The sequence below is a fragment of the Halomonas sp. PR-M31 genome (genome assembly GCF_001039575.1).
Classification (GTDB): domain Bacteria; phylum Pseudomonadota; class Gammaproteobacteria; order Pseudomonadales; family Halomonadaceae; genus Modicisalibacter.
In genome coordinates this window covers 38,555-63,947 of sequence record NZ_JIBT01000032.1, presented here as the reverse complement: position 1 = coordinate 63,947, position 25,393 = coordinate 38,555, and the positions used below count along the sequence as shown (strand labels likewise).

At 58.0% G+C, this 25,393-nt stretch carries 23 protein-coding genes and 1 pseudogene; 4 read left to right on the top strand and 20 right to left on the bottom strand.

Annotated features, from left to right (window positions below; translation table 11 throughout):
- Nucleotides 1-114 precede the first annotated feature (114 nt).
- The 10 genes and pseudogenes from CH74_RS09775 to CH74_RS09730 form a co-directional block, all read right to left on the bottom strand.
- Nucleotides 115-378: a DUF6506 family protein gene (locus CH74_RS09775; protein ID WP_053070704.1), complete on the bottom strand. Its 264-nt coding sequence runs from the start codon at nt 376-378 to the stop codon at nt 115-117.
- A 73-nt stretch (nt 379-451) separates the two neighbouring features.
- Entirely contained in the window at nt 452-2,008 is a 1,557-nt protein-coding gene (locus CH74_RS09770; RefSeq protein WP_053070703.1) for a M14 family zinc carboxypeptidase, read from the bottom strand.
- A 142-nt stretch (nt 2,009-2,150) separates the two neighbouring features.
- Nucleotides 2,151-2,618, bottom strand: coding sequence for a hypothetical protein (locus tag CH74_RS09765; protein ID WP_048307254.1), 468 nt, complete (start codon nt 2,616-2,618; stop codon nt 2,151-2,153).
- A gap of 229 nt (nt 2,619-2,847) precedes the next feature.
- Complete coding sequence (locus CH74_RS09760; protein WP_048307253.1) at nt 2,848-3,438, bottom strand: DUF4202 domain-containing protein; 591 nt, start codon at nt 3,436-3,438, stop codon at nt 2,848-2,850.
- Nucleotides 3,439-3,493: 55 nt separating this feature from the next.
- Nucleotides 3,494-5,083 (bottom strand): ABC-F family ATPase, encoded by a 1,590-nt coding sequence (locus CH74_RS09755; protein ID WP_048307304.1) that lies wholly within the window; start codon nt 5,081-5,083, stop codon nt 3,494-3,496.
- 178 nt (nt 5,084-5,261) lie between these two features.
- On the bottom strand, nt 5,262-6,173 hold the full coding sequence (thpD, locus tag CH74_RS09750) for an ectoine hydroxylase (RefSeq protein ID WP_048307252.1): 912 nt from the start codon (nt 6,171-6,173) through the stop codon (nt 5,262-5,264).
- Between the two features lie 139 nt (nt 6,174-6,312).
- Entirely contained in the window at nt 6,313-8,166 is a 1,854-nt protein-coding gene (locus CH74_RS09745; RefSeq protein WP_048307251.1) for a protein kinase, read from the bottom strand.
- A gap of 230 nt (nt 8,167-8,396) precedes the next feature.
- Nucleotides 8,397-10,063, bottom strand: a pseudogene (locus CH74_RS09740) (dihydrolipoyllysine-residue acetyltransferase).
- Between the two features lie 25 nt (nt 10,064-10,088).
- Nucleotides 10,089-11,066 carry an alpha-ketoacid dehydrogenase subunit beta gene (locus tag CH74_RS09735; RefSeq protein WP_048307250.1) on the bottom strand — a complete coding sequence of 326 codons (978 nt, stop codon included), beginning with the start codon at nt 11,064-11,066 and terminating at the stop codon, nt 10,089-10,091.
- On the bottom strand, nt 11,059-12,267 hold the full coding sequence (locus CH74_RS09730) for a thiamine pyrophosphate-dependent dehydrogenase E1 component subunit alpha (protein ID WP_048307249.1): 1,209 nt from the start codon (nt 12,265-12,267) through the stop codon (nt 11,059-11,061). The genes CH74_RS09735 and CH74_RS09730 overlap by 8 nt, the downstream gene beginning before the upstream one ends.
- Nucleotides 12,268-12,617: 350 nt before the next feature.
- Between CH74_RS09730 and CH74_RS18980 the strand changes: the two genes are divergently transcribed.
- The 3 genes from CH74_RS18980 (at nt 12,618) to CH74_RS09720 (ending at nt 13,592) form a co-directional block, all read left to right on the top strand.
- Nucleotides 12,618-12,779 (top strand): hypothetical protein, encoded by a 162-nt coding sequence (locus tag CH74_RS18980; RefSeq protein WP_216594744.1) that lies wholly within the window; start codon nt 12,618-12,620, stop codon nt 12,777-12,779.
- Nucleotides 12,730-12,954 (top strand): ankyrin repeat domain-containing protein, encoded by a 225-nt coding sequence (locus CH74_RS09725; RefSeq protein ID WP_053070702.1) that lies wholly within the window; start codon nt 12,730-12,732, stop codon nt 12,952-12,954. The genes CH74_RS18980 and CH74_RS09725 overlap by 50 nt, the downstream gene beginning before the upstream one ends.
- 146 nt (nt 12,955-13,100) lie before the next feature.
- Nucleotides 13,101-13,592, top strand: a complete 492-nt coding sequence (locus tag CH74_RS09720; protein ID WP_048307248.1) for a nucleoside deaminase — start codon at nt 13,101-13,103, stop codon at nt 13,590-13,592.
- Nucleotides 13,593-13,669: 77 nt separating this feature from the next.
- Here the strand turns inward: CH74_RS09720 and CH74_RS09715 are convergent, their stop codons facing one another.
- A complete protein-coding gene (locus CH74_RS09715) occupies nt 13,670-14,152 on the bottom strand; it encodes an NYN domain-containing protein (RefSeq protein WP_048307303.1) in 483 nt (160 codons plus the stop codon).
- A 102-nt stretch (nt 14,153-14,254) separates the two neighbouring features.
- On the opposite strand from CH74_RS09715, the gene dbpA reads away from it, so the two are divergent.
- Nucleotides 14,255-15,646, top strand: a complete 1,392-nt coding sequence (dbpA, locus tag CH74_RS09710; RefSeq protein WP_048307247.1) for an ATP-dependent RNA helicase DbpA — start codon at nt 14,255-14,257, stop codon at nt 15,644-15,646.
- Between the two features lie 15 nt (nt 15,647-15,661).
- On the opposite strand, the gene CH74_RS09705 is transcribed toward dbpA, so the two are convergent.
- From CH74_RS09705 to CH74_RS09665, 9 genes are all read right to left on the bottom strand, one after another.
- The gene (locus CH74_RS09705; RefSeq protein ID WP_048307246.1) at nt 15,662-15,898 is read right to left on the bottom strand and encodes a hypothetical protein; all 237 of its coding nucleotides are present in this window, start codon (nt 15,896-15,898) and stop codon (nt 15,662-15,664) included.
- 100 nt (nt 15,899-15,998) lie between these two features.
- The gene (locus CH74_RS09700; protein WP_048307245.1) at nt 15,999-16,469 is read right to left on the bottom strand and encodes a DUF6586 family protein; all 471 of its coding nucleotides are present in this window, start codon (nt 16,467-16,469) and stop codon (nt 15,999-16,001) included.
- The gene (gene topA / locus CH74_RS09695) at nt 16,466-19,096 is read right to left on the bottom strand and encodes a type I DNA topoisomerase (RefSeq protein WP_048307244.1); all 2,631 of its coding nucleotides are present in this window, start codon (nt 19,094-19,096) and stop codon (nt 16,466-16,468) included. Before topA ends, CH74_RS09700 begins: the two co-directional genes overlap by 4 nt.
- 390 nt (nt 19,097-19,486) lie before the next feature.
- A complete protein-coding gene (locus CH74_RS09690; RefSeq protein ID WP_082140371.1) occupies nt 19,487-21,769 on the bottom strand; it encodes a DUF3141 domain-containing protein in 2,283 nt (760 codons plus the stop codon).
- Between the two features lie 249 nt (nt 21,770-22,018).
- Nucleotides 22,019-22,348 carry a DUF533 domain-containing protein gene (locus CH74_RS09685; protein WP_053070701.1) on the bottom strand — a complete coding sequence of 110 codons (330 nt, stop codon included), beginning with the start codon at nt 22,346-22,348 and terminating at the stop codon, nt 22,019-22,021.
- A gap of 106 nt (nt 22,349-22,454) precedes the next feature.
- A complete protein-coding gene (locus CH74_RS09680; RefSeq protein WP_048307243.1) occupies nt 22,455-23,165 on the bottom strand; it encodes a tellurite resistance TerB family protein in 711 nt (236 codons plus the stop codon).
- 135 nt (nt 23,166-23,300) lie between these two features.
- Nucleotides 23,301-24,299, bottom strand: coding sequence for a lipoyl synthase (lipA, locus tag CH74_RS09675; protein WP_048307242.1), 999 nt, complete (start codon nt 24,297-24,299; stop codon nt 23,301-23,303).
- Between the two features lie 34 nt (nt 24,300-24,333).
- On the bottom strand, nt 24,334-24,996 hold the full coding sequence (lipB, locus tag CH74_RS09670; RefSeq protein ID WP_048307241.1) for a lipoyl(octanoyl) transferase LipB: 663 nt from the start codon (nt 24,994-24,996) through the stop codon (nt 24,334-24,336).
- Entirely contained in the window at nt 24,997-25,299 is a 303-nt protein-coding gene (locus tag CH74_RS09665; RefSeq protein WP_048307240.1) for a YbeD family protein, read from the bottom strand.
- Between the last annotated feature and the right edge of the window lie 94 nt (nt 25,300-25,393).

The following is a 25,393-nucleotide window of genomic DNA, read 5'->3' as shown; positions in this document are numbered from 1 at the left end:
AAACGGTGTCCATGCTTGTAGGACCAGGATTTTATTATGTCCGACATAGCTTCGAACAATAATAAAAAAAGCGCCTCTGAACTTTAGTCTAAGGCGCTTTCGAACAGGACTCCCTCAATCGAAGCGCACGAGTCCCACCTCGACATCCTCACCTGCCACTTTCCGCACTGTTTCAAGCCCTTGCTCGCCAAAACTCGAACTAAGCTCGATTCTATCGACACCTTGAGATACAAGCTCTCGCGTCAGACGCTTGGCCGCCTCGATGTCGCTCAAGGTCACAAGGCTCAGGTTGTAACCACCGCTGCTTTGACTGCTGGATGAAGCATTGCCTGATGAAGGCACCATGATCAGAAACGCAATGTGTTGAGTAGACGCCATGGAGAGACCTCCGGCAGCATCGAATGGTGGATTTCATCCGGGGTATTCAAACTGGAAATCCCGGACGACTCATTCAACCGATCATATAATCCGTTGTTTCGGTGCTGTCTTGAAGACCTACCAAAGAGACGTTCTCATTGCCGGCATCCTGGTTCGCGATCGTCGAATCCAGCTGAGCCAGTACTGCGTCTGCCTCCATGGGTTGATCATCGGAACTCATCTGTCTTTCGTTTGCCCACTGCAAGCTATCTCGCTGACCGGTGGCATAGATCTCTTCAAACGGAATACGCTCGCCGCGCTCGGGAATCGCTAACGCCTGGGCTGGATCAAGATCTTCGAAAGAGTCATCCGCCACGGCCTCGATGACACCCAGCATACTGAGCAAGCCTTCCGTGGTAAGGGCGCTTGCCAGAGCGCTGTAATCCGTATCGAGACCTCGTTGAGCGATCTCATCCATTTCCTGCAGGCCGCGCTGTTCCACCAATAGCGTCGGTGTGCCCTCCAACGCCAAGCCGTTACGCGCGATGGCCAAGGTGTCGCTGCCGGGAAATAGGGAAAGCTCCGAATGATCGAAATCCTCGAGCTGATTAGCGATCGCTACCGCCGCGCGCTGGCCTGTTTCGGAAATTTGAGAGTCCACTTCGTCATTGGTCGCCCACTGCACCGACATGGTCTCGAGCTCACCATCGTCACCGAGGTAATCGTTTTGATGGTGATAGTCCAAGAACAGATCCGGCTTGTATTCGTCCACCACGTCAAGCACTGCCAGTGCCTCGGGAATGGTGTCCGGATCGGGACGATTGGCCGGGTCGTAGCTGCGATTGAGGTCCATGTTTTCGGAGTTGCGGCGCGGGTCGAGCACGTCCTGATCGCCGGCGGCCTGTTGTTCCCAGCGGGCAAAACCGTCCGGATTGACTCGCGGCATTGCGACCACGGTCACTTCATCCCGCAGGTTCCTGGCGTATTCGGTGTCCGCACTAAGGACGTCAAGCAGCTTGACCAGCGCCTCGGTTCCCAATGGCTCATCACCATGCTGCTGGGAAACGATCATGAGGGTCTTGTCACCCTGCCCCACTTCGGCACGATACAACGGCCGGCCTTCTATGGACTCCCCTGCTACCGCCAGATCCAGGGTATCGCGCTGCTCATCGAGGGCGTTCAGGTCAGCGTAGAGTTGTTCATTCGTGCGCAGGTTATCCAAGGTTAGCGGCTGGTCCTTGTCGAACTCGCTTTGAGATACGTTATCCGCGTAGTAATCCGCGATGGAAAACTTGGCAAAACTTGCTTCCTGATCGATGGGCCCCGCCACTCGCAGCATGGTCGGCACCAGCTCGTCACGCCCTAGCGCACCGCTTTTCAGCTGCTCGGTCCAGTAAGCCAGCCCCCCTTCATCAGGCTTACGTTCAAACAGCTCGTCATAAAGAGTGGTAACGAAAGCTTCATCGCTGGGCCTGTCGTCTCCGGAGCGCAAATCCTCATAGTAGGACAACCCGGAGGACAACTCATTGAAATCCAGAATGTCCTCATCAAGAAGATACGCCCCTGCTTTCTGCCCGGCAGGATCGGCAGGCTGCCCCAGATAGGCGGCATATAACGCCTGAATTTTCTGTTCGCTGTATTGGCTATCCATTGCACTTGCCTCGTTTTGTCAAAACCGACGTTCCCAAAAAAAATACGAAAAAATGCCGCATATGACGAAAGGGTAGCGTACAAGCCGTGCACTGCCATCCTTCCGTCTACTTTTTTGTGAAATCTGTGGCACCGGTTTCGGCTCAAAGCCGTTCCCGGGCTTCTTCGAGAATATGGTACTGAGCAAGCTTCTGATCGACGAAATTACCGAACAAGGTGGTGAGCTCTGGAATGGCGTTGGCCTCCAGTAGCTGTTCGTAGAGACGGCGTGAATGCTGTTCGTCACTGAGCATGCGCTCAAATACCCGGCTGGCCGCCTGCTCATCGAGAATGAAGAAAGGATGCTGACCAACGGGTGTCTTGCAGACTGTCTTATTGGCCGGCAAGCGTACGAAAAAGAGGCGTTTGTTGATTCTCTTCAGCTCTTCCAAACGTCGCTGACTTTCGAGCACCAGCACATCCATCAAACGGCTGATGCTTGTATTGAACGGCTGAAACCGTAGCGCCATCAATCGATAACGCCTGGCTTCCTGGCCTTCGTGAGCATTAGCCAGGATAAGCAGCTCTTCCGGCAAGAGACTGGCAGTACTCGTGTCGTTTGCATGCTGCATGCTTCCCCCCTTGCGATGGCGTATATCGCGCCACAGCACCAGTGTTGAAAACCGTCAAGCGGTCTTAATTACAGCGTGCAATGGTAGGAGGATCATGATGTTGATCCTAATCAAGCAAGGAGAGACTTTGGCTATAAATAACAGGCTACTGAGCGTTTATGGTCAAAAAACCATACTGACAAACTAAAAATTGGAAAAGCCAGTTGAGCCGGAATAAACCTTACCGCCATCATGAGAGAGCTTTGTGTACCAGACGCTGCGCATCGGGTGTCATGGGAATGGTGGCAACGAGCTCTTGGCCGCGGGGAGACATCTTGCGCCAGGTCTTGCGCAGAATGCGTATCAGCTTCTCTTCGTCATGTTCGCTGGAAAAATCCGCAAAGTAGTGCTCGAGAAACACAAGACAAGCAGTGTCTTCCATGGCCTGGGTGTCGGCGTCGTGACGCAGCTGCTCCTTGCGAATCATACGGGCGACATGCTCGCAGAGTGGCGCATCGTAGCCGACCTCCTCTAGAACCCGAGCCGCCCACTCGGCCTGGATACGCCCCAGATCCCGACGCCAGGTCAAATAGCCCGAACGATCCTGGGGGTAATCGCTTCTAGGAACCCGCCAGCGCTGCAGATGCTGAGCGCGCACCGCCAATCGCAAGGCTTCCGAGGCATCAGGCTCCACTTGGGCGAGCCATGTACTCATTCGTTCCGCGTAGAGTAGCTCCTGAGGCACTTCCTGACCGTCGACCAGCTCTCGGCGGGGATCTTCCGCATGCAGGGCATCCAGGCGCCGGAGTGCGGTATCGAAGCGCTCACTGAGCTCGGTCATGGTAAATTCCTTGATTTGAACTCTAGGTGCAGCATAAGGCAGTTGCCACGCGCCGTTAACCGTAAACGCCTTGGCTGCGCAAATACTCATCATAACTGCCGCTGAAATCGATCAAGCCTTCTCCGCTCATATCGAGAATGCGGGTCGCCAAGGACGACACGAACTCGCGATCATGACTGACGAAGATCAGCGTGCCAGGATAGTGCTCGAGTGCCAGATTGAGCGCCTCGATAGACTCCATGTCCAGGTGATTAGTGGGCTCGTCCATCAGCAGAACGTTGGGTTTTTGCAGTGCCAGCTTGCCGAACAGCATTCGGCCCTGCTCACCGCCTGAGATCACCTTCACGGACTTGCCGATATCGTCATTAGAGAACAGCATGCGCCCGAGTGCGCCGCGAATCGTCTGTTCGCCGCCATCGGTCCATTGAGCCATCCACTCGTAAAGTGAGGCGTCGTTGGCAAAATCCGTAGCGTGTTCCTGGGCGAAATAGCCAAGCTCTGCGCTATCGGTCCATTTCACCAGGCCGGTATCCGGGACAAGCTCTCCTACCAGGCAGCGCAGCAGCGTGGTCTTGCCAACGCCGTTGGGGCCGATGATCGCCACTCGCTCACCGGCCTCGATCTGAAGCCCCAGGCGCTCGAATAGCGGCGCCTCATCGAATCCTTTGCTCAGCGCCTCCACGTTGACCGCGCCGCGATGAATCTTGCGCTTTTGTTCGAAGCGAATGAACGGACTGACTCGGCTCGACGGCTTGACCTCGTCGAGCTTGATCTTGTCCATCTTGCGCTGACGGGAAGTGGCCTGCTTGGCCTTGGAGGCGTTGGCGGAGAAACGGCTGACGAAGGCCTGGAGTTCGGCGATTTCCGCCTTCTTTTTGGCGTTGTCCGCATGCAGACGCTCCCGGGCCTGGGTCGCGGCGGTCATGTATTCGTCATAGTTGCCGGGAAACAGCCGCAGCTCACCGTAATCAAGATCCGCCATATGGGTGCAGACGCTGTTGAGGAAGTGGCGATCGTGAGAAATGATTACCATGGTGCTCGCGCGCGCGATAAGCACCTCTTCGAGCCAGCGGATGGTATTGATATCCAGATGGTTGGTGGGCTCATCCAGTAGCAGCACGTCCGGGTCGGAGAACAGCGCCTGGGCCAGCAGCACCCGCAGCTTCCAGCCCGGTGACACCTCGCTCATGGGGCCAAGGTGCTGGGACTCGGGAATGCCCAGCCCCAACAGCAGCTCCCCTGCCCGGGCCTCGGCGGTGTAGCCGTCGAGTTCCGCGAACTGGACTTCCAGATCCGCGACCCGCATGCCGTCCTCTTCGCTCATCTCGGTCTGGGAATAGATGCGCTCTCGCTCAGCGGCTACTCGCCATAGCTCGGTATTGCCCATGATCACGGTGTCGATGACGCGATGCTCTTCGAAGGCGAACTGATCCTGGCGTAGCTTGCCCAGGCGCGTACCGGGTTCGAGCATCACCTGGCCGGCGGAGGGATCGAGATCGCCACCGAGGATTTTCATGAAGGTGGATTTGCCGCTGCCATTGGCCCCAATCAGGCCATAGCGATTGCCGTTGTTAAACTTGACCGAGACATCCTCGAACAGGGGCTTGGCCCCGAACTGCATGGTGATATTGGCGGTGGCGATCACGAAAGGTCCAGTCGAAAGGGCTCGAGACAGGGTGCAAGACAACGCCTCGAGCGTGAAAAGGGCGTGATTGTATCGCTTCAGTGCGCGGGCTTCATCCTGTAGACATATAAAAGGCACCGTTGGGTGCCTTTTATATTCAAGAGCGCGTCGACATCACTGTGCCTTACTCGTTTACCGGTCACTCGTTTACCGGTCTGAGCGGCGCCCAATCCTTGCGATTGGCCAGAAACTCGGGTCTTGGCTTGTTGCCGCAGTAGGGGTCGTGCAGGGTGTTTTCAACGCTGTTGTAGACGAAGAACAGATTGCTTCTCGGCCAGCAGGACATGTTGATATTGGAGCCGTGCATGGTGTTGCATTCGAACATGATCAGCGAACCCGCCGGCCCCTTGGGCGCCTCGATCTCGCCTTCGAGCATCAATTTCTTCAAGCTGGCGGCATCCGGCACACCGACGTCCTGACTCTTCAACGATTCTTTGTAGTTGTCCGTGGGGGTGCGGCCAACACAGGGGACAAAGTGTTTGTGGGAGCCAGGGATTAGCATCAAAGGGCCGTTGAACTCACCGTTCTCGGTCAAGATGATGGAACAGCTCAAGGAGCGCATGCGGGGCATACCGTCTTCGCTATGCCAGGTTTCAAAGTCGGAATGCCAGTCGAACCCTTTGCCCTTGAAGCCAGGCTTGTAGTTGATGCGAGACTGATGAATATAGACATCGCTACCCAGCAACTGCTGAACCATTGCCAGCAGGCGCGGGTCCCGGGTCAAACGGCTGAAGCGCTCGGACACCTCATGAATGCCGAAGATCGAGCGGATTTCCTGATTGCCCGGCTCGAGAATGGTGCCTTCGGATAGCTTCAGGTCTTCATCGCTTTCGTAATTGCGCAATTCCTGAAGAAAAGCGTCCATTTCCTCCTTGTCGAAGAAACTGTCGAAAGAGAGAAACCCCTTTCTATCGAACTCATCAACCTCTTTTTCACTCAAGGGACCGTTGCGGCGCTGCACGCCCTCACTGTGGACTGTCGGATCGATGCGCTCGAACATGCTTCGCTTGCGTTCCAATCGAGTCGGAAAAAGGTCTTGAGCTTCCTGCATGGCAAACTCCTCCATTCAGTCTGCTGTCAAAATAGGTTTGTCGAAAACGATCTTTCAAGCAGTTGGATACGAAACCCACGGCCACCCTAAGCGATGACATCGAAATTGTATTTATCAGGGGTTAAACAACGCTTTGCGATCAGCGGTAGGCAGTAACCGTACTCGAGGGGGCACGAGGGTCCTTGGGGTAGTAACGCTCCGGCAGGCGTTCGATGTGGGTGAACGTCTTGGTGTCCTTGAAGGGCATCTTCATGTAGCCGGAAATCCCCAGGCCGCGAATCAAGGGCACCGCTTTCAGCATGGCATCCAGGCAGTCCTGGAACTCCCGCTCCCGCTCCGGGTCCAGTAGGCGGTAGTAGCTATGAATTTTGAGGTGCGTGGGTAGCGCCTCGAAGATGATCAGTCCGGTATGGTGAATGGCATTGAGGTTCTCGAGACGGCGTATGATCTCGTCGGGCAGCTTGAGGAATTCTTCCGGGTCCGGGCCGTCCTCGAAATAGGAATGCACCCGCGAGTGGTCTTCAAGATCCGGCGCAACACTTACCTCATAGGGCAATCTCATGTCTGAATCGGGTACAAAAGGCTCGTCAGCGTCGCGACGGTCGATGTGCAGCGTATCCCGGGCGTTGAACAGACAGCTCTTGAACACGCCGCGACGATAGATGGCCCGGGCCAGGTTGACCATGTTGTTAACCGCCGCGATGAACGCCTTCTTGAGGGTAAGATCGTGCAGATTGAGCACGCTGTCGATATAGACGCCCTCGGCCTCCCAACGCACCGCCAGCCCTCCGACAACCGGGTATTTCCCCAATCGGCTGACCGCCGCCAAAAAGGCCTTTTCCGTCTCTCCCATGCCCTGCATGAAATTCTTGTAGTAACGATCGAGCTGCACGTCGTTGACATCGTTCAGGGCGTCCCGGCCATCTTGCTCGCGCAGAAACGACTTGCGCGAGCTGTACACCACGGTATCGATCTCGCGCTGGCTGGGTCGCACCCATACCGGCACCGAGGCGGTCTCGGCCTTTTCCGGCAGATCGACCATCACCGTGCGCGCAATGCGCGGCATGTGCTCGAGAAAGTAATCCCCGGCCCGGGCGCGCACTTGAGGATCGGGATCGAGCATGCCGTCGAGCATGCGGGCAAATTCCATGGGCAGTCCCAGGGAGGTGGCGGTGATGGCCCGATGCCCGAACCGGCAGGACTGGGCCGAAGCCAGGGCGTAGAGCGTACCGGCGACCCCTTGCTCATCGAAGCGCGGCGACGACAGTGCCCCGTTCAACTGCTCCTCGCCGATGAAATAGACGTCTCCCAGGCGGGCATTGGTCTGTTGCAGGTTATCGGACATCAGCTCCATGACGCTGGTGGCGACGAACTGCTGATTGGCGTCGAGCTGGGCGAACACCGAAGAGCCCCAGTCGATCAGGGCTACGCGCTCATGGTCGGGATCAAAGACTAGATTGGAGGGCTTGATATCGCCGTGCACGACGGGCTTGCCCATGGACCCGGTCTCGCGCCGAAGGGCACACAGCATGTCCGCGAGCTGGGCCGCTAGCTTGACCACAAGGCGCGGCGCAAGGCGGCCATGTCGCAGGGAATACTCTTCGAGATTGATGCCTGGCGCCCGCTCCATCACCAGGATCGATTGCTTTCGTATACGCTGAAAGGCGATCAGTCCAGGCACCTGGGGATGATCCACCTGTTCGAGCATGAACGCTTCCTCCTCGAGGCGATCCTGCAACGACTCTGGCAGGGTAATGCGGGTGAACTTGAACACGTACTCCGTGTCCGGGGCGTTCTCGCGACTGGCTAGCCCGGCGAAGACAAAGCCGTAGGCGCCCTTGCCGATCAGCTCGATGCGCCGATAGCCCAGCTGCTCGAGCTGGGCCTGACACAGCGCCACCCAGTCCTTGAGCTTCTTGGCATCGTCGTGGCTGAGCAGATAGATCGACTGCTCTTCTGGAATATAGAACTGCTGCAGGGCGTCCTGGGTCATGAGTCAAGCCTAAGGGTACTTTTCAAGACTCGGTAGACAGGATGGACTTTTCCGGCGGCAAGGCACCGCGAGGGCGCTGTGAACCCTTCCCTGGGCGCTACTTTTGCTCTCTGACCGCCATGGATGGCGGAAATGCCGAAATAGCATGGAGCATTTTTCGGCCTTTGCAAAAGACCCTCGCTTTGCCTTACCACCGGCGTCCATCACGGCACGGAATTTGGAACTAGATTCTAAACCATCTTCAACAGCATGCTCTGCGGCGCCTGCAGATACGCCTTCCACAGATTACAGAAGCGCGCGATGGTGCCGCCGTCGATGATGCGGTGATCTCCGGACCAGGTGATCGTCATAATCGACCGTGCGACCACGTTGCCGGCTTCATCGAAACGCGGCAGCTGCTGGGTACGCCCCAGGGCGACGATGGCCACCTCCGGCGCGTTGATGATCGGGGTGGCGTAGGTGCCCCCCAACGCGCCGATGTTGGAAATGCTGATGGTGCCGTCCTTGAGATCTGCCTGGCTGACGCGCCATCCCGGGCGGTCTGGGTCAGGCGCTCCACTTCTGCGGCAATCTCGAGGATGCTCAACCGTTCGACCTGCTTGATGTTGGGCACGATCAGCCCTGCCTGGCTATCCACTGCCATGCCGATGTTGCAGTGGGGCTGATAATGAATCTCCGAGCCGTCCTCGCTGATCCGGCTATTGAGAATGGGATACTCCTGTATCGCCAGCGCCATGGCCTTCATGATCAGCGCCATCAGGGTCAAGCGAGTTCCTTGCTTGTCGGCTTCGACTTTCAATTGCCCGCGCAGCGCCAGCAGCTCCGTGACATCGAGCTCGTCGCCGTAGCTGAAATGCGGAATGGTCGTCGCGGATTCGACCATGCGCTTGGCCATCACCGCACGCATGCCCTTGATCGGCTCGACTCTTACCTCGTTTGGCATCTCGGCGGTCGGCGCCTGCTGCTTTTCCGATGCTTCCGCTACCCTGTCGGATCTGGCGGTGGAATCCACAGACTGCGCTTTCTTGTCGCCTTCTTTTTCGAAAGCAAGAATATCTTCCTTGAGCACCCGACCGTCCTTGCCGGAGCCGGGCACGTCTTCTAACTGGACCCCCAACTCCCGTACCAGTCGGCGCACTGCCGGGCTTGCGGGGATGCGTCCGTAGGGTCCTGAGCCGGAGGACGGCTTTTCCTTTTTGCTCGCCTGATCACCAGAGGGCCCGCTGGGTGCGGCCTTGCTGGGCGCGGCGCCGGGGCTTGCCTGCGTCTTGCCGGCGTTTTCACGCTCCCGCGGGACAAACGCGAACAGCGGCGAATGCACCCGAGCGTTTTCCTGCTGCCGATAATAAAGCTGTGTCACCCGACCGGCCTTGGGCGCGGTGATCTCCACCATCGCCTTGTCAGTCATGACGTCCACCACCGGCTGATCTTCCTCGATCTCATCGCCTAGGGCGATGCGCCAGCCCACTACCTCGCACTCGACGATGCCTTCGCCAATGTCCGGCAGAATGAAGTCTTCGCTTTCACCTTCTTCATTTGCGGTGGTATCGGCGCTGCTCGAGGCGGCTTTCTCGGCCGTGCCTTCCTGATCGGCGTCGGCCTCTTGAGATTGGCTCCTGTCCTCGACTATCCGCGTGGCATTCGCGTTTTCCGCCTCGCCTTCGGCCTCTTCAACCGCAAATAAAGGTGAATGTACCTTGGCAGTCTCGCCTTCCTGATAATAGAGCTTGATCACCCGCCCCTTATGGGGGGCGGGTATTTCCACCAGGGCCTTGTCCGTCATGACCTCGGCAACGGGCTGATCTTCCTCTATCTCGTCGCCCTCACTGATCAGCCATTTGACCAGCTCGCATTCGACGATGCCTTCGCCAATGTCCGGCAGAATAAAATCACTCATGCTGTTCTCCTCACCCTGGAATCGGCTAGTAATCGATGCTCTGCTTGATCGCCTCGAAGACCTTCAGATGATCCGGCATGTACTCCTTCTCCAGGGTCAATGGGAAAGGCGTATCAAGGCCGGTCACCCGGGCGATGGGAGATTCCAGGTAGAGAAAGCAGCGCTGCTGGATGGTGGCGGCGATTTCTCCGGCAAAACCGCCGGTCAAGGGCGCCTCGTGGGTGACCAGCAGGCGCCCGGTCTTGAGCACCGATTCGACGACCGTCTCCACGTCCCAGGGCACGATGGTGCGCAGATCGATGATCTCGCAGGAGATGCCCTCCTTCTCGGCGAGCTCCGCAGCCTTCTCGGCCATCTCCATCTGGGCGCCCCAGGCCAGCAGAGTAATGTCGTCGCCTTCCTTGGTCACCTCCGCCTCGCCCAACGGCAGTTGGTAGTCTTCCTCCGGCACCTCGCCGGTGGAGGCGCGATACAGGCGCTTGGGCTCGAAGAACAAGACCGGGTCGGGGTCGCGGATCGCGGCCAGCAAGAGCCCCTTGGCCTGATGCGGATTGCGCGGCACGACGATCTTGAGGCCCGGGGTATGGGCAAAGTAGGCCTCCGGCGACTGGGAGTGATAAAGCCCGCCGGAAATACCACCGCCATAGGGGGTGCGGATGGTCAGCCCGCCGACGTTGAACAGATTGCCGGAGCGGTAGCGGAATTTGGCGGTCTCGTTGACGATCTGATCGAAGGCCGGAAAGATGTAGTCCGCGAACTGGATCTCCGCCACGGGTCTGGACCCCTGGGCGGCCAGGCCGTTGGCGAAGCCGATGATGCCTTGCTCCACCAGGGGCGTATTGAAACAGCGGGCGCGGCCATACTTTTCCTGCAGATTGCTGGTGGCGCGGAACACGCCGCCGAATACGCCGACGTCCTCGCCGAAGCAGATCACCCTGTCGTCCTCGGCCATGGCGGTATCCAAGGCGTTATTGATGGCCTTGAGCATGTTCATATCAGGCATTCTCATCGCCCTCCTTGACTGCTGCATCCAACGATTTCGCCCCTTTTGGGTAGGCCTCGGGATATTTGCGGATATGCGCCTTGAGCTGCTCGAGCTGCTCGACGAGCTGAGGGGTGGGGGTCTCGTAAACATCCGTGATCAGCGTCTCGAGATCCGGCGGTAAGCGCTTCTCGGCCCGTTTCATGGCTTCCAGCACCTCGCGGCGGCAGGTTTCCTGCTCCTGTTTCTCCTCGTCTTCGCTCCACCAGCCCTTGCTTTCAAGCCACAGCCGCATGCGCCGTACCGGGTCCTTGTCCCGCCAGTTCTCTTCCTCTTTCTTGCTGCGATAACCGGAAGGATCATCCGAAGAAGAGTGGGCCGCTAAGCGATAGGTCATCGCCTCGATCAGCACCGGCTTGTTGTTCTCCACCGCCCACTCCCGGGCCTTGGCGGTGGCCTGATAGACCGCCAGGATGTCGTTGCCATCGACCCGAATGACCTTCATGTGATAGCCAAAGGCCCGGGGGGCGATGCCGTCCGCGGAGAACTGCTCATGGGCCGGGGTGGAAATGGCATAGCCGTTATTGCGGCACAAGAAGATCACCGGTACCTGATGCACCGAGGCCATGTTCAGGGCGGCGTGGAAATCGCCTTCCGAGGCGGCGCCTTCACCAAAGATGGTAACCGTGCAATGGCCCTGCCCTGCCATTTTCTGGCCATAGGCATAACCGGTGGCCTGAGGGATCTGGGTTGCCAAGGGAGATGAGATGGTCATGTAGTACAGCTTCTTGGAGCCGTAGTGCACCGGCATCTGGCGACCCTTGCCATAGTCGTGATCGTTGCCGAAGAGCTGATTCATGAACTCATCGACCCCGAAGCCGCGATAGGCCAGCGCCCCCTGTTCCCGATACTGGGCCATGATCATGTCTTCATCTTCAAGCGCCGCAGTGCTGCCGACGATGGAAGCTTCTTCGCCGGTACACTGCATGTAGAAGCTCAGCCGACCCTGGCGCTGGGCGGCCAGCATGCGCTCGTCGAGCACCCGGGTGAACAGCATGGCGCGATAGATTCGCAGCGCCTTGTTGCGATCGAGATCCGGGAGCTTGGCATTCTTGTAGGCGGTGCCGTCCTGCTTGAGCAGCTTGAAGACGGGAACGCGAAACTCATCACCGTCCATGAAACTTGGGGTGTGAACGATGGTCGCCTTGTTCGTTGTACTCATGGTGCGCATCCTTGTTCTCTACCCGGGATGGGGGTCGAGGAAGTGCATGACCTTGTGGGCCCGCGTCTTCGTCAACTCATTAAACGATTCCTAACCCTAATGTAGTCAGTGTTGCCGCCGGGGGTAATAGCGACAAGTCACCGGACAGTTGACGTTAACGTAAGATAGAGGAATGAAGGCGGGATTGTCAGCAGGCAAGAATGCAACGTTAGTCTAGGCCGTCATGTTGCTAGACTATTTACTGCATGAATGGCTAGTTTGCTTACTAGCTCTATCGCCGATAGGAGACTTTCATGTGAAATCGTTTGCTGACCACTTTCGCCTTCATCTTTCTAGCAGGATGCATGATCATGACCGACCCCTTCACTCTCGGCGGAGTTTCAACCGCTCAGGCCGATCCTTTGCTGATCTCTGCTGCTGAAAACGGCGATACCACCAACGTTTGGATAATGATCGCCAGCGATGTGCCGCTCGACGAGCGAGACGATCGCGGGCGGCACGGCGCTGCTTGAGGCGATCATTTTGGGCGATGGCGGGCCGCGGCATATCGAGATTGTCGAGCTGCTGGTCGATGCAGGCGCGGATGTGAACCTGGCCGACAATGACGGAACCACACCGCTGCAACATGCCAAGGCGCGAGGCTACACCGAAATTGCAGAAATCCTTGAAAAGGCAGGTGCGAAATAAGCAAAGCGTGGTGGTCTTGCAGAAAGGGCGATTTGCTTGAGCCCGCAATGCTGATCGTCTATGGTTCAAGCCTCCACACCGACTAACGGCTTCGTGTCGTTCTCAACACATCCCGAAGCAGCAACCTTCAAGGAATTTAATAGCCTATGTCACGGAAGAACACGCCCGAAACACTTACCCAGCGCAGCGTCGAACTCGCGCTGAACAACGTCGAAGAAGGCGGAAAACCCTTCGCATGCATCGTTGTCGATCAAAAATCCGGCGAGATCCTGCACGAGGCGACTAATCAGGTCTCGCAAAGCGGTGATCTCAGTGCGCATGCCGAGATCACTGCAATCCGTGAGCTGGCCGCCAAGGGACGAACCGATCTCAGCGGGTGCGAGGTCTACATCACCGCCTATCCATGTCCAATGTGTCTCGGCGCGTTGTACTATGCGGCCCCGGAACAGGTGTACTACGCGGCGAGTCGCGAACAGGAAGGCGAGCATTACGAGGATGGTGGCCGCTACATGAAGCTCCTGACGTTTTACGACGAGTTCGCTAAACCCGCTTCTCAGCAGAACCTTCCTTCGACGCAAGTAAGCGTTGAGGATCCCACCGCCCCATTCCGACTCTGGACCAGCCGCAACGACGGCTGAAAAAAGGCCAATCTGACGCTCTTTTGATGATACTCAGATTTCTCCGTCGGTCCATCGAACGGTAGACAAGGGGGCCATCAATGCAGCGGCAGCAGCAAGGCATCGTCGATGGCAACGAAGCGGGTGGCAGAGCGCACCAGAGATTCCGCTGTCAGCCGCGAAACACCATACACGTCGGAGGCAGTGTCGAAGCGCTGTCGAACTCGCTGCAACAGCAGATCGAAGTCGCCATCTCCCGAAACGAGAATGAGCCTGTCGACCTGCTCGGCGAGTTCGACGGCATCCAGGGTGATGCCCACGTCCCAATCCCCCTTGGCAGAACCGTCCCGACGCTGTATGAAAGGCTTCAACTTCACTTCGAAACCGATGCCGCGCAGGATATTCTGGAACTGGCGCTGCTTCGTGTCGCCACGATCCACCGCATAGGCGATCGCCGCAACCACCTCACGCTCCGTTGTGGCCTGGGCCCAGAAGGCGTTGTAGTCGAAGTGCCGGCCAAAGGCCTGTTTCGTCGTGTAGTAGACGTTTTGCACATCGATCAGAATCGCGACTTTTTCCACATCCACCCCTCATCCTTCGTCGGTCTCGCACCGGTACTCGGTCATTGCTGATATCATGGCGACCCGTTGCGCACTCACCTTGATGGCCTCCGAGTATACCCGATGACCGATCAGTCTTTTTCCCAGCTTGCCTTGCATGCTTCACTTCTTGAGGCGCTGGACCTACTTGGCTACCGCCACATGACGCCGATCCAGGCGGCCAGCCTGCCGCCGCTGTTGGCCGGCGATGACCTGATCGCTCAGGCACGCACCGGCAGCGGCAAGACCGCTGCCTTCGGCCTGGGTCTGCTGCAAAACCTGGAGGTAGATCGCAGCGATGTGCAGGCATTGGTGCTGTGCCCGACTCGGGAGCTTGCGGATCAGGTCGCGAAGGCCTTGCGGACACTTGCCCGTGCACTACCAAACGTCAAGATTCTTACCCTGTGTGGCGGCATCCCTATCGGCCCACAGATTGCTTCTCTGACCCATGGCGCCCATATCCTGGTGGGTACACCGGGGCGTGTCGAGGATCATCTGCGCAAGGGATCGCTGGTACTTGATAGCGTCGGCCAACTGGTGCTGGATGAAGCCGATCGCATGCTCGACATGGGCTTTCGTGAAACCTTGGAACGCATCTTGGCTCAGTTGCCCAAACACCGCCAGACCCTGCTGTTTTCGGCGACCTTCCCCAAGGATATCGAAACACTCAGCGCGGCGATTCAGCGCCAGCCCCGGCGCATTACCGTCGATGCACCTGCCGCTCATGAGGCGATTGTACAACTGGCCTTTACCGTGGAAAGACAGAACAAGTACGACGCGATCATTGCGCTGCTTCAGCACTACAGGCCTGAATCCGCCCTGCTTTTCTGCAATACCAAGCGTGACTGCGACGCGCTGGCATCGCATCTGAATGCAGAAGGGTTCAGCGCCCTGGCACTGCATGGCGATCTGGAGCAGCGCCAACGAGACCAGGTGCTGGTGCGCTTTGCCAATCGTAGCGTCAATCTATTGGTGGGCACGGATGTGGCCTCTCGAGGCTTGGACGTGGCAGGGCTGGATGCAGTCATCAGCGTCGATACGACGCCGGATGCGGAGGTTCATCTGCATCGCATCGGCCGCACCGGGCGGGCCGGCGAAAAGGGCCTTGCGCTATCGCTTTTTACCCCTGAGGAAATACACCGGCGCCAGCGCATCGAAGCCTATCAGGGCAGCACTATCGCTGACGGCCCCTCCGCGATCCTCGAGAACACACCTGACATGGGTGACATCAAGCAATACGCGCCGATGGTTACCCTGGATATCGATGGCGGGCGCAAGCACAAGCTACGCCCGGGGGATGTGGTCGGCGCCCTGACCCGCGAAGGCACGCTGACTCAGGAACACATAGGCAAGATCGATGTGTTCGACACCGTCACCTACGTAGCAGTCCATAACAAGGTCGCCAAACAGGCGCTCAGACAGATTCAGGAAGGGCGCATCAAGGGCAAGCGCTTTCGCGCACGGCTGCTGCGCTGACCCCATGGTACAAACTCAATGTACCGTCCCGATGACGGCCATTTCCTCCTCTTCGCCTTCCCACAGCTGCGTGCGGGTAATGGCACGATCGATCATTTCCTGAGCCACTTCGAAGCGGCTTCGACGCAGCAGATCGGCGGCCTCTTCGGAGAAGCGAATACGCACCAGGGGTTCACCTTCGTGTTCCGCGCTGCGCAGCACAATTTCGCCATCGGCGAGTTCGACGATTTCCAACACGGCTGTCTCGGACATGCTTATCTCCGCCAGGAACAAGGCAACAAAAAACGACCATGGCAAGCAGCCATGGTCGTTTTCAAACTAAAGGCATGGTATCACTTCGAAGCCTATCGAGTCACCATTCGACGCTGGTCTCACGCAAATCGAGTAGCAGCGCCTTGAACTCCTTGATGCACCAGCGCAGCTCATCTGCCAGCGTCCTGCGATCCGCGGCCACGATCAGCGCCTGGCTGGCTTCGCGCCGCGCTGCACCCTCGACGCTGTACAGAGCATTTAGACGCAGGATCATCAGGTTCAGCCAGCTGTCAGGCATCCTCGCAAACGCTCGAAGACGCTGGATCTCGGCGATCTGCTCGTCCTCTTTCTCGTCCTGGCCCTGGAGCAGTTCGCGCCAGTCATGGCGCGCCAGACGGGCATGCTCGGTAACTTCTCGCAGAGCGGCATTGAGCGCCAGTTCGAGTAGCGCAAGCGCACCTTCCTCACAGGCCATGCGCCGTGAGGCGGCATGCTCATCCTCCCCCGCTGGCACGACGAGCAGCAGCTCTGCCTGATAAATCAGCTGGTTGGTGCGCCCAGTTGGGGTCACTTGCGTTTGTCCTCGATTTGCCATTTGCCGTTGTCGAAGGTGGCCTTCCAGCCCGTGGCCTTGCCTTCATCATCGGTCATGACGTACTGGCTCTTGGCCTTACGCGAAAACCGTATCTGGGCCGGACGGCCATCCGGGTCCTCGCTGGGGGCATCGAGCAGGAAATGATATTTCTCCGGCAGCGCCTCGGCATGGGCCTTGAGTTCCTTGACCAAAGGCGGTCGCGTCTCGCGATTCTTGGGAAACTGGCTGGCCGCCAGGAACAATCCGCTGGCACCGTCCCGCAATACGTAGTGATCGTTCACCTTCTGACAGGCAAGCTCCGGCATGGGAATCGGGTCCATCTTGGGCGGCGCTGCTTCACCACTTCTAAGCAGCTTGCGAGTGTTCTTGCAGTTTTCATTGGTACAGCCGAAGTACTTGCCGAAACGTCCGGTCTTGAGCTGCATTTCGCTGCCGCACTTGTCGCATTCGATGGTCGGGCCTTCGTAGCCCTTGATGCGAAAGCGCCCCTGCTCTACCTCATAGCCTTCACAGTCCGGGCTATTGCCGCAGATGTGCAGCTTGCGGGTTTCGTCGATCAGGTAGCTGTCCATGGCGGTGCCGCATTTGGGGCAACGCCGCTTGGCCCGCAACGCCTGGGTTTCCGCATCCTCCCCCGCGTCCGCGGCAACCGCCTCGTCTCCAGGAATCAGATCGATGGTGGTCTTGCAGCGCTCCTTGGGCGGCAGGTTGTAGCCGGAGCAGCCCAGAAACACCCCGGTGGAGGCGGTGCGAATCTGCATCTTGCGTCCGCAGGTGGGGCAGTCGATGTCCGTGGGCACCGGCTGGTTAGGGCGCATGCCCTCTTCACCTTCAGCCTTCTCAAGCTTGGCGCGAAACTCTGCGTAGAAATCATCCAGCAAAGCCTGCCAGTTACGCTCACCCTCCGCCACATCGTCGAGATTGTCTTCCATGCGCGCCGTGAAGCTGTAATCCATCAAATCGTTGAAGGATTCCGTGAGCCGGTCTGTGACAATATCGCCAAGCTTTTCTGCGTAAAAGCGCCGACTATCGAGCCGAACATAGCCCCGATCCTGAATGGTCGAAATGATCGAGGCATAGGTCGAAGGCCGTCCGATGCCGCGCTTTTCCAGCTCCTTGACCAGGCTGGCCTCGGTATAGCGAGCCGTGGGCTTGGTGAAGTGCTGTTGAGGATCTAGCTTGTCCAGCTTCAGCGCCGTGCCTTCGCCAATGTCCGGCAGCGTCTGATCTTCATCTTTCTTGCCTGCTGGCTTCATCACCCGGGTATAGCCGTCAAACTTGAGCACCCGCCCCTTGGCCCGCAGCTCATAGCCTTCGGTCTCGACGGTCAAGGTAGTGGAGAGATACTCCGCCGGGGGCATCTGACAGGCCACGAACTGACGCCAGATCAGCTCATAAAGACGCTCCGCATCCCGCTCCATGCCGGCCAGTTCATTTGCAGTACGGGTAACGTCAGAAGGACGGATCGCCTCGTGTGCCTCCTGGGCACCTTCCTTGCTGGAGTAACGGTTGGGTGCCTCGGGCAAATAGCGCTTGCCGAATTCGTCTTGAATATAGTCGCGCACGCCGTTCACCGCATCCTGAGACAGATTGGTGGAGTCGGTCCGCATGTAGGTGATATAGCCGGCCTCATAAAGACGCTGGGCCAGGGTCATGGTCTTCTTGACCGAAAAACCCAGACGACCACTGGCGGCTTGTTGCAACGTCGAGGTGATGAAAGGAGCATTGGGCTTGGAACGAGTGGGTTTTTCTTCCCGGGCCGTGATCTTGAGATCGGCTTTTTCAAGCGCGGCGATACGTTCAAGGGTCTCTTTTTGAGAAGTCGGTCGAAACGGCTTGCCATCCTGTCGCACTAGCTCAAAGCGAATCGGCTCACCCTCAGGACTGACCAGATCCGCATGGACGTCCCAGAACTCCTCCGGCACGAAGGCGCGAATCTCTCGCTCCCGCTCGACGATCAATCGCACTGCAACGGACTGTACGCGACCCGCGGACAAACCTCGGGCGACCTTGTTCCAGAGCAGCGGCGAGAGCATGAAACCCACGACGCGATCGAGAAAACGCCGGGTCTGCTGCGCTTCGACCCGAGGCACGTTGAGGCTGCCGGGCTCCTTGAAGGCCTCTTTGATGGCGTTCTTGGTAATCTCGTTGAACACTACGCGCTTGTAGCGCGCCTCATCGCCGCCGATGACTTCCTTCAAATGCCAGGCGATGGCTTCCCCTTCCCGATCCCGGTCCGTGGCCAGATAGATGGCATCGGCTTTCTCGGCGAGCCTGGCAAGCTCCGCCACCACCTTTTCCTTGCCCGGCAATATCTCGTAGTTGGCCTCCCAGCCGTGTTCTGGGTCGATCCCCATGCGCCGTACCAGCTGAGTCCAGGCCTTCTGCTTTTGGTAGGCTGCCTTTTTTTGGGGCGACATCTTGCGGGTAGCCGCTGCCTGACGAGCACGCTCCTTGGGATCGCTGGCCTGCTTGCCCGAGCCGCTGGTGGGCAGATCGCGAATATGGCCCACACTCGACTTCACGACGAAGTCGTTGCCGAGGTATTTGTTGATCGTCTTGGCCTTGGCCGGCGACTCGACGATGACCAATGACTTGCCCATAGTGCTCCAGTTTTCTCGAGCCCAGGTCCGTGAAAGGTTCCGGTGACCTTGGCAGCGTGTACGTCGTGCCGGTGTAATTCCGGCGTAAAATGCGCCTACCCTACCCCAGCCATTCCCGCTGCGCCAGTTGCTAGCCAGCGCAACGGGGGCTGCTGGAATGACCAAAGGCATCCTGAGGCTAGCTGTCACATAGGACTCCATGCAAGCCAGCTTCAAGAATAGAGCAGGTCGAAAAAGGTAACATGAACGTTTGTTTATCAACATGAGCCAGTTAACTGGCGGGGGAGTTGGATCAAAAAATGGACGATTTGACGTGTGGAGGGCTCGATACCAAACACCCTGATCGCGGGAACGACCAGGGTGTTTGGCTGTACTCAGGTTCAGCTATTGTCAGCTCGATTTGGGACCACTGGAAGGCGTCGAGGTGTTCGTCCTGGAAGACGCTTTCTTACGCGGCTTTCTCTTGCTTGAGGACACCTCTTCAGCGGACTTGGCTCGAGCAAAGAGCTGCTTGACCAGGGCCAAACGCGAACGGGTCTTGTCGTCCAAGGGTTCGCTTGCCTTCACTACCTGTTCGATATGATTTTCGTAGGTCTCGATGGTGGCGCGGTCTTCGCCCTGCAGCATGGTTGGTATCGCCTCCATGGCCGCATGACCATCCATGTTGAGCATTTCGAACTCATCGCGCACCAGGATTTTAAAATCGCTCAAATCAATATGGTTACCCATCTCTTCACGTGTCGCCTTCAGGCGCTGGAAGTTACGCTCATCCGTGGTAGGTGAGCCCCCTAGCGCGAAAATGAGCGCACGCACCGAGGCCTGAACGATATCCCCGTCCGCCACGGAATCCCGCAGAATCTGCTTGCGCTGTTCCACGAAACGCCGATGTTCCGGCGAGGCGCCGGGAACCGGCAAGGGGCGCTGGTCGTCCGCACGGAGACCCATCAGGATCTGGAGCCAGGGCTGACCGTATACCTGCATGAATAACCGTTCCGTGGCTTGATCCCTAAAGTCGCGAAAAGCATTCAGACTATGGACGATCTGATCTGACAGCATGGTCTCGTACATCTTGAATGGGTTGTTTGCATCGACCGCGTGGCGATTCGCCTTGACCATGTCCGCCAATACCGGCAGCGGCGCGGCGGCAGGGTTGCGATCGGAAAGGAGCCGATACCCTACCTTGAGAGGGTGCGAACGGCGTAGCAGACTGGCCGCCTGGGGTGTCATGACAGCCTGAATCAGGGGCTGCAGATAGCGCCGGTAAAGACCGAGATTGATATTCGACACTCGGGACACGGTGGCAAAGCGTCGCTCGTCGTCGAGATTGGTCTTGACGATATCATCGATGTCCTTGAAATCCCGTGTGGCGAATTCGAGTAGATAGTCCCCATCGATCAAATCCGGATTGGCCTGGGTGGCATCGCGCTCGTTGACATTCGCTTCATACAACCCCGGCGGCAGGATATCGATGTAATCCATGTTCGCGGTGAATTCGGTGTGCTCTTTACGCGAGACATTCCCGGAAACGAAGATCCCTAGATGACCCGTCGTGTCATGGATACAGTAGACGATGGTCTGGTCGTGAGCCTGAATGTCTTCCACGCTGTCGTAGAGATCATCGATCCAGCCAATCGCTTGAGGCGGCGGCGTAATGTCGTCGCCTTTTGAGCAGAACACCACGATGGGTGAACGGATATTGCGCAAGTCGATGCGACGCCCGTCCCGGGTGAGCAGCTGTGACGTGCTCAGGCGGTTGCCAATGAACAGGTTATCGACGATGTACTGTATCTCTTCGCTGTTGAGCACTACATGGCCGCCCCACCAGCGCTCAAACTCCAGATAGCGTTGGGCTTCGGTATCGACGTTGGCGTAGAGATTGTATTGCTTGTTCCACAGCGTATTGGCCGGGTTGAGCTTCTCGAAGTTCTGTACCAGCCAGGCACCGTCGAAATGGCCGTTACCCAAATCGCCGACCAGGGCTGTCAGCCAGCTACCACCCATCAGGCCTGCGGAATAACGCATGGGAGCCTTGCCCCGCTCGCCTGCCCAGTAGGAAAGCGGAGCGCCGGCAATGAGAATGGGGCCGAAGCAGTCCGGCTCCAAGGCTGCCGCCATCATGATCTGCCAACCGGCCTGGCAGTTGCCGACCACCATGGGTCGCTCGGCGACATCGGGATGGCGCTCGATGACATGGCGCAGGAACTGCACCTCTGCTTCGACGACATCCCCAACGGTCTGCCCCGGTTCGGGAAACGGCAGAAAGCCGATGAAATAGCAAGGATGCCCGGCACGAAGGGCTACACCCAGTTCACTGTCCGGCTTGAAGCCTCCGATACCGGGGCCATGACCTGCCCTAGGATCGACCACCACGAAGGGCCGCATGCTCTCGTCGATCTCGACGCCTTCAGGCGGCAGGATACGCATCAGCTCATAATTGACCGGATGAAGCAGATCGCGTCCATCCATCAGTATTTCAGAATCGAAACCCAGCACGTTGGGCTTGGTCTCTTTCATGTGAGCAAGATACTGATTGCCGCGCTGACGCATGACGTCCAGATAAAGCACGCTGCGCTCGCCGGCATCACGCCAATAGTCGACCGCGGCTTTACCCAACCCCAACGGGTCCCACATCGGACGCGTCATTTCCACGAAGGAAGCAGTGAGAAGGAACATGTCTTGGCTCCGTAAGTGAAATTGCTGCGCTGCAAGATAATGATGTCGCCATTCTAACCGGATTGAAGTCTGACGTCAGTTACTATGAGTTAAATCATTAAAAAGCGAGCGTCGATACTCATTTTTTAGGCTTTAATAAGATTATTTTTTCATTAATAGTTCACAGCCAAAACAAAAAATGCGCCCGAATCAGATCGGGCGCCTCAATACAATCGAATCGGTATCAATATATCGGCTCGAGGAAAAGCCCTATATTTCTGAGCCAGGCGGTCTTTTTATGGGGTCCTCGACCGCACTGCGAGTACTATCGCTGGTCGTAAGCGAGTCGTTGCTGCCTATTCTGCGGTGGGCAGCCTCTTGGTCGCGCTGACGCGACTGCCAAGCCAGGGCGCCCAATCCTGCGACAATGCCATACTTCAAGGTCTTGCCTATGAGACTACGCCCGCCTCGGGTACTCACCAGCAGACCCACGAGACCGCCCGCAAGTGCACTGCGAGTATCGACAGCTCGATCGCGAGAAGAGTCACGTAGCTCTCCTGCCGCCTTGGTCAATTGATTCCAAGCCCCTTTATCTTCCATAGCCTTTTCTCCTGACGCATAAGACATCGTTGTTAACGGGTAATATTATGGGTCCAGAAGACCCGTCAAAAACGTTGATCGGCCATACCTGCACGTTTTATCGTTTTCAGCCTTGGTGAGCGGCAGCCTGGGATTCGAGCTCCTTGGCGATCCCGGGTTCAAGCTTTAAGGCACCGGCCAGCTGATCCAGCCAGGCACGCTCCATCGGGTTCTGCTCATCGATGATGGCAACGCTTGCCAAATATATTTCCCGTGCCGCCTGGGGGGAATCCGCCTTGGCGGCAATGGCGTCGGCATCGAGCGTCTCGCGCATCTGCTGTTCCATCCAGGCATGAAGTTCATCATCGGCACCCATGGCATCCATCTGCCCTACCAGTTGGGCACGCTCTTCTGCATCGATGTGACCATCCGCCCGGGCCGCAGCGATCATGGCCTGCAGAATCGCCAGACTGCGCTGTTCCTGTTGCTGTCCATCGAGCTGCTCCAAAGGACCGGCGCTGCCCGTGGGCGCGGCGGCGGACTGATCCCCACCGGCTGCCTGCGAGCCGCTCGACGAAGAAGACTGCTGATGATGCTGCCAGGCTTTCCAAGCCAGCATGCCAAGCCCTGCCAGAGCGCCGTATTTGAGCCCCTTACCCCCCATGCTGCGTCCGCGCTTGGTACCCAGCAGCATGCCCAAAGCACCGCTGCCCGCCAGTTTGCCTATGTCCAGACCGCCCTTTGAAGAGCCGCCACCCTGTGAAGCGCCTCCTTTGGACGAGCTGTTCATGCCACCGGCCTGCTTCATCAACTGATCGAGAATACCCTTGGCGTTCATCGTGCATCTCCTTGCACCGTTCGGAATGCTATCAGCATAAGCGAAGGGGTCATCCATAAGAAAGCCTAGTTTGCTCTCATGAAAAACCCCATGGCTTGAGCGCATGGGGCTGGATACTGCTACTGGCCGGAACGATTACTTGACCTCGACACCGTGCGCTTGCTTGTCCGCATGATAGGACGAACGCACCAGTGGTCCCGAAGCGACATGGGTGAAGCCCATCGCCTTGCCCTGCTCGGCAAACCAGGCAAAGGTATCCGGATGCACCCAGCGATCCACCGGCAGGTGATTGCGGGAAGGTTGCATGTACTGTCCCAAGGTCAGCATGTCCACATCGTGAGCGCGCAGATCGCGCATCACCTCGATGACTTCTTCATCGGTCTCACCCACGCCGAGCATCAGCCCGGACTTGGTCAATACATCAGGCCGACGTGCCTTGTAGCCCTTGAGCAGATCCAGGGACCATTGATAGTCCGCGCCGGGGCGCACTCGGCGATAGGTCGATGGTACGGTCTCGAGATTGTGATTGAAGACGTCCGGCGGCGTCTGCTCGAGAATATCCAACGCTTTTTGCATGCGACCGCGAAAATCCGGCACCAACACTTCGATCTCGATCGAGGGGCTGTCGTTGCGAATTTCCCGGATACAGTCGACGAAGTGCTGTGCTCCGCCGTCGCGCAGATCATCACGATCCACCGAAGTGACCACGACATATTTCAAGCGCATTTCGGCGATGGCTTCCGCCAGTTCACGGGGCTCGTTCTCATTGAGCGCATTGGGGCGTCCATGGGCCACGTCACAAAAGGGGCAGCGCCGGGTACAAATGTCCCCCATGATCATGAAGGTGGCGGTACCGCCGTTGAAGCACTCGCCGATATTGGGGCAGGTAGCCTCTTCACAAACGGTATGCAGACCGTGCTTGCGCAGCGTCTGCTTGATGCGCGTCACCTCCTGGGACACCGGCATGCGCACCCGCAGCCAATCGGGTTTCTTGGGCAGCGTCTCGGTGGGAATCACCTTGACCGGAATGCGGGCTACCTTATCGGCGCCACGCAGCTTGACACCCCGCTCGGCGCGGGGCTTCTTGGGGGCCGTAGTGGCCCGTTCCTGACTAGCAACGGTGGTCTCGGTCATCGGTCCTATCCTGCAGTTCGGGAAGAATCGGCGGTTAACTCGGACATGACCCTTCGGGTATGCCTCGACACTCTTTGATACTGTCATCACCCAATCGTGCGACCAGACGCTGCATCAAACGGGTCGCCTGCTCATCAAGACAGGGAGGCTTCTCGATGAGATCGCACAGTCGAATCATGTTCAAGCCGGCGTAGCCACAAGGATTGATGCGGGTGAACGGCGCAAGGTCCATATCGACGTTGAATGCGACCCCATGAAAGCTGCAGCCGCGCCGGATACGCAGACCCAAGGATGCAATCTTGGCATCACCGACATAAACGCCGGGTGCATCGGCGCGGGGATGCGCCTCAACCCCCTGCCCGGCCAGCACATCAATGACGCTGCTTTCCAGAGCCGTGACCAGCTCACGCACCCCAAGCTTGCGCCGTCGCACGTCCAGCAGTGGATACATGACCAGCTGGCCCGGGCCATGATAGGTCACTTGTCCGCCTCGGTCGGTATGCACTACCGGTATGTCGCCAGGCATCAGCACGTGTTCGGCGCGGCCGGCCTGGCCTTGGGTAAACACCGGCTCGTGTTCGACAAGCCAGATCGCATCCCTGGTCGTCGCGTCACGACAATCCGTGAAGGCCCGCATGGCGCGCCACACCGGGGCATAGGGCAGGCAACCCAGACGATAAACGTCTAACACTGCCATTCATAGCACCATATGAACACGACCCGTCGCCTTGAGCGAGGCAAATAGGGTCTGTAACTGATCGTTGCTGGTAGCGGTGATCGTCACACGTAGCGACTGAAATCGTCCCTTGCGACTGTCGACCGCCGTCACGGTATCGTCCTCAAAGCCCGGCACATGGGCCTTGAGCACCTCGACGATGGCCGCCTGAAAATCTGGCGTAGCGTCACCCACGATCTTGAGTGGGTAATCACAGGGAAACACGATCTTGGGTGCCGGCTGAGAGTTTTCGGTGCGTAAATCTCGCAAAGACTTGTCACTCATGGTGCTTACTCGGCAAAACCTATTTCCGAGTATTCTACTCAACCTTTGCGCTGCGACCAAGGGGCAGGGACGGGGGATAAGGCAAGTGCTGGCC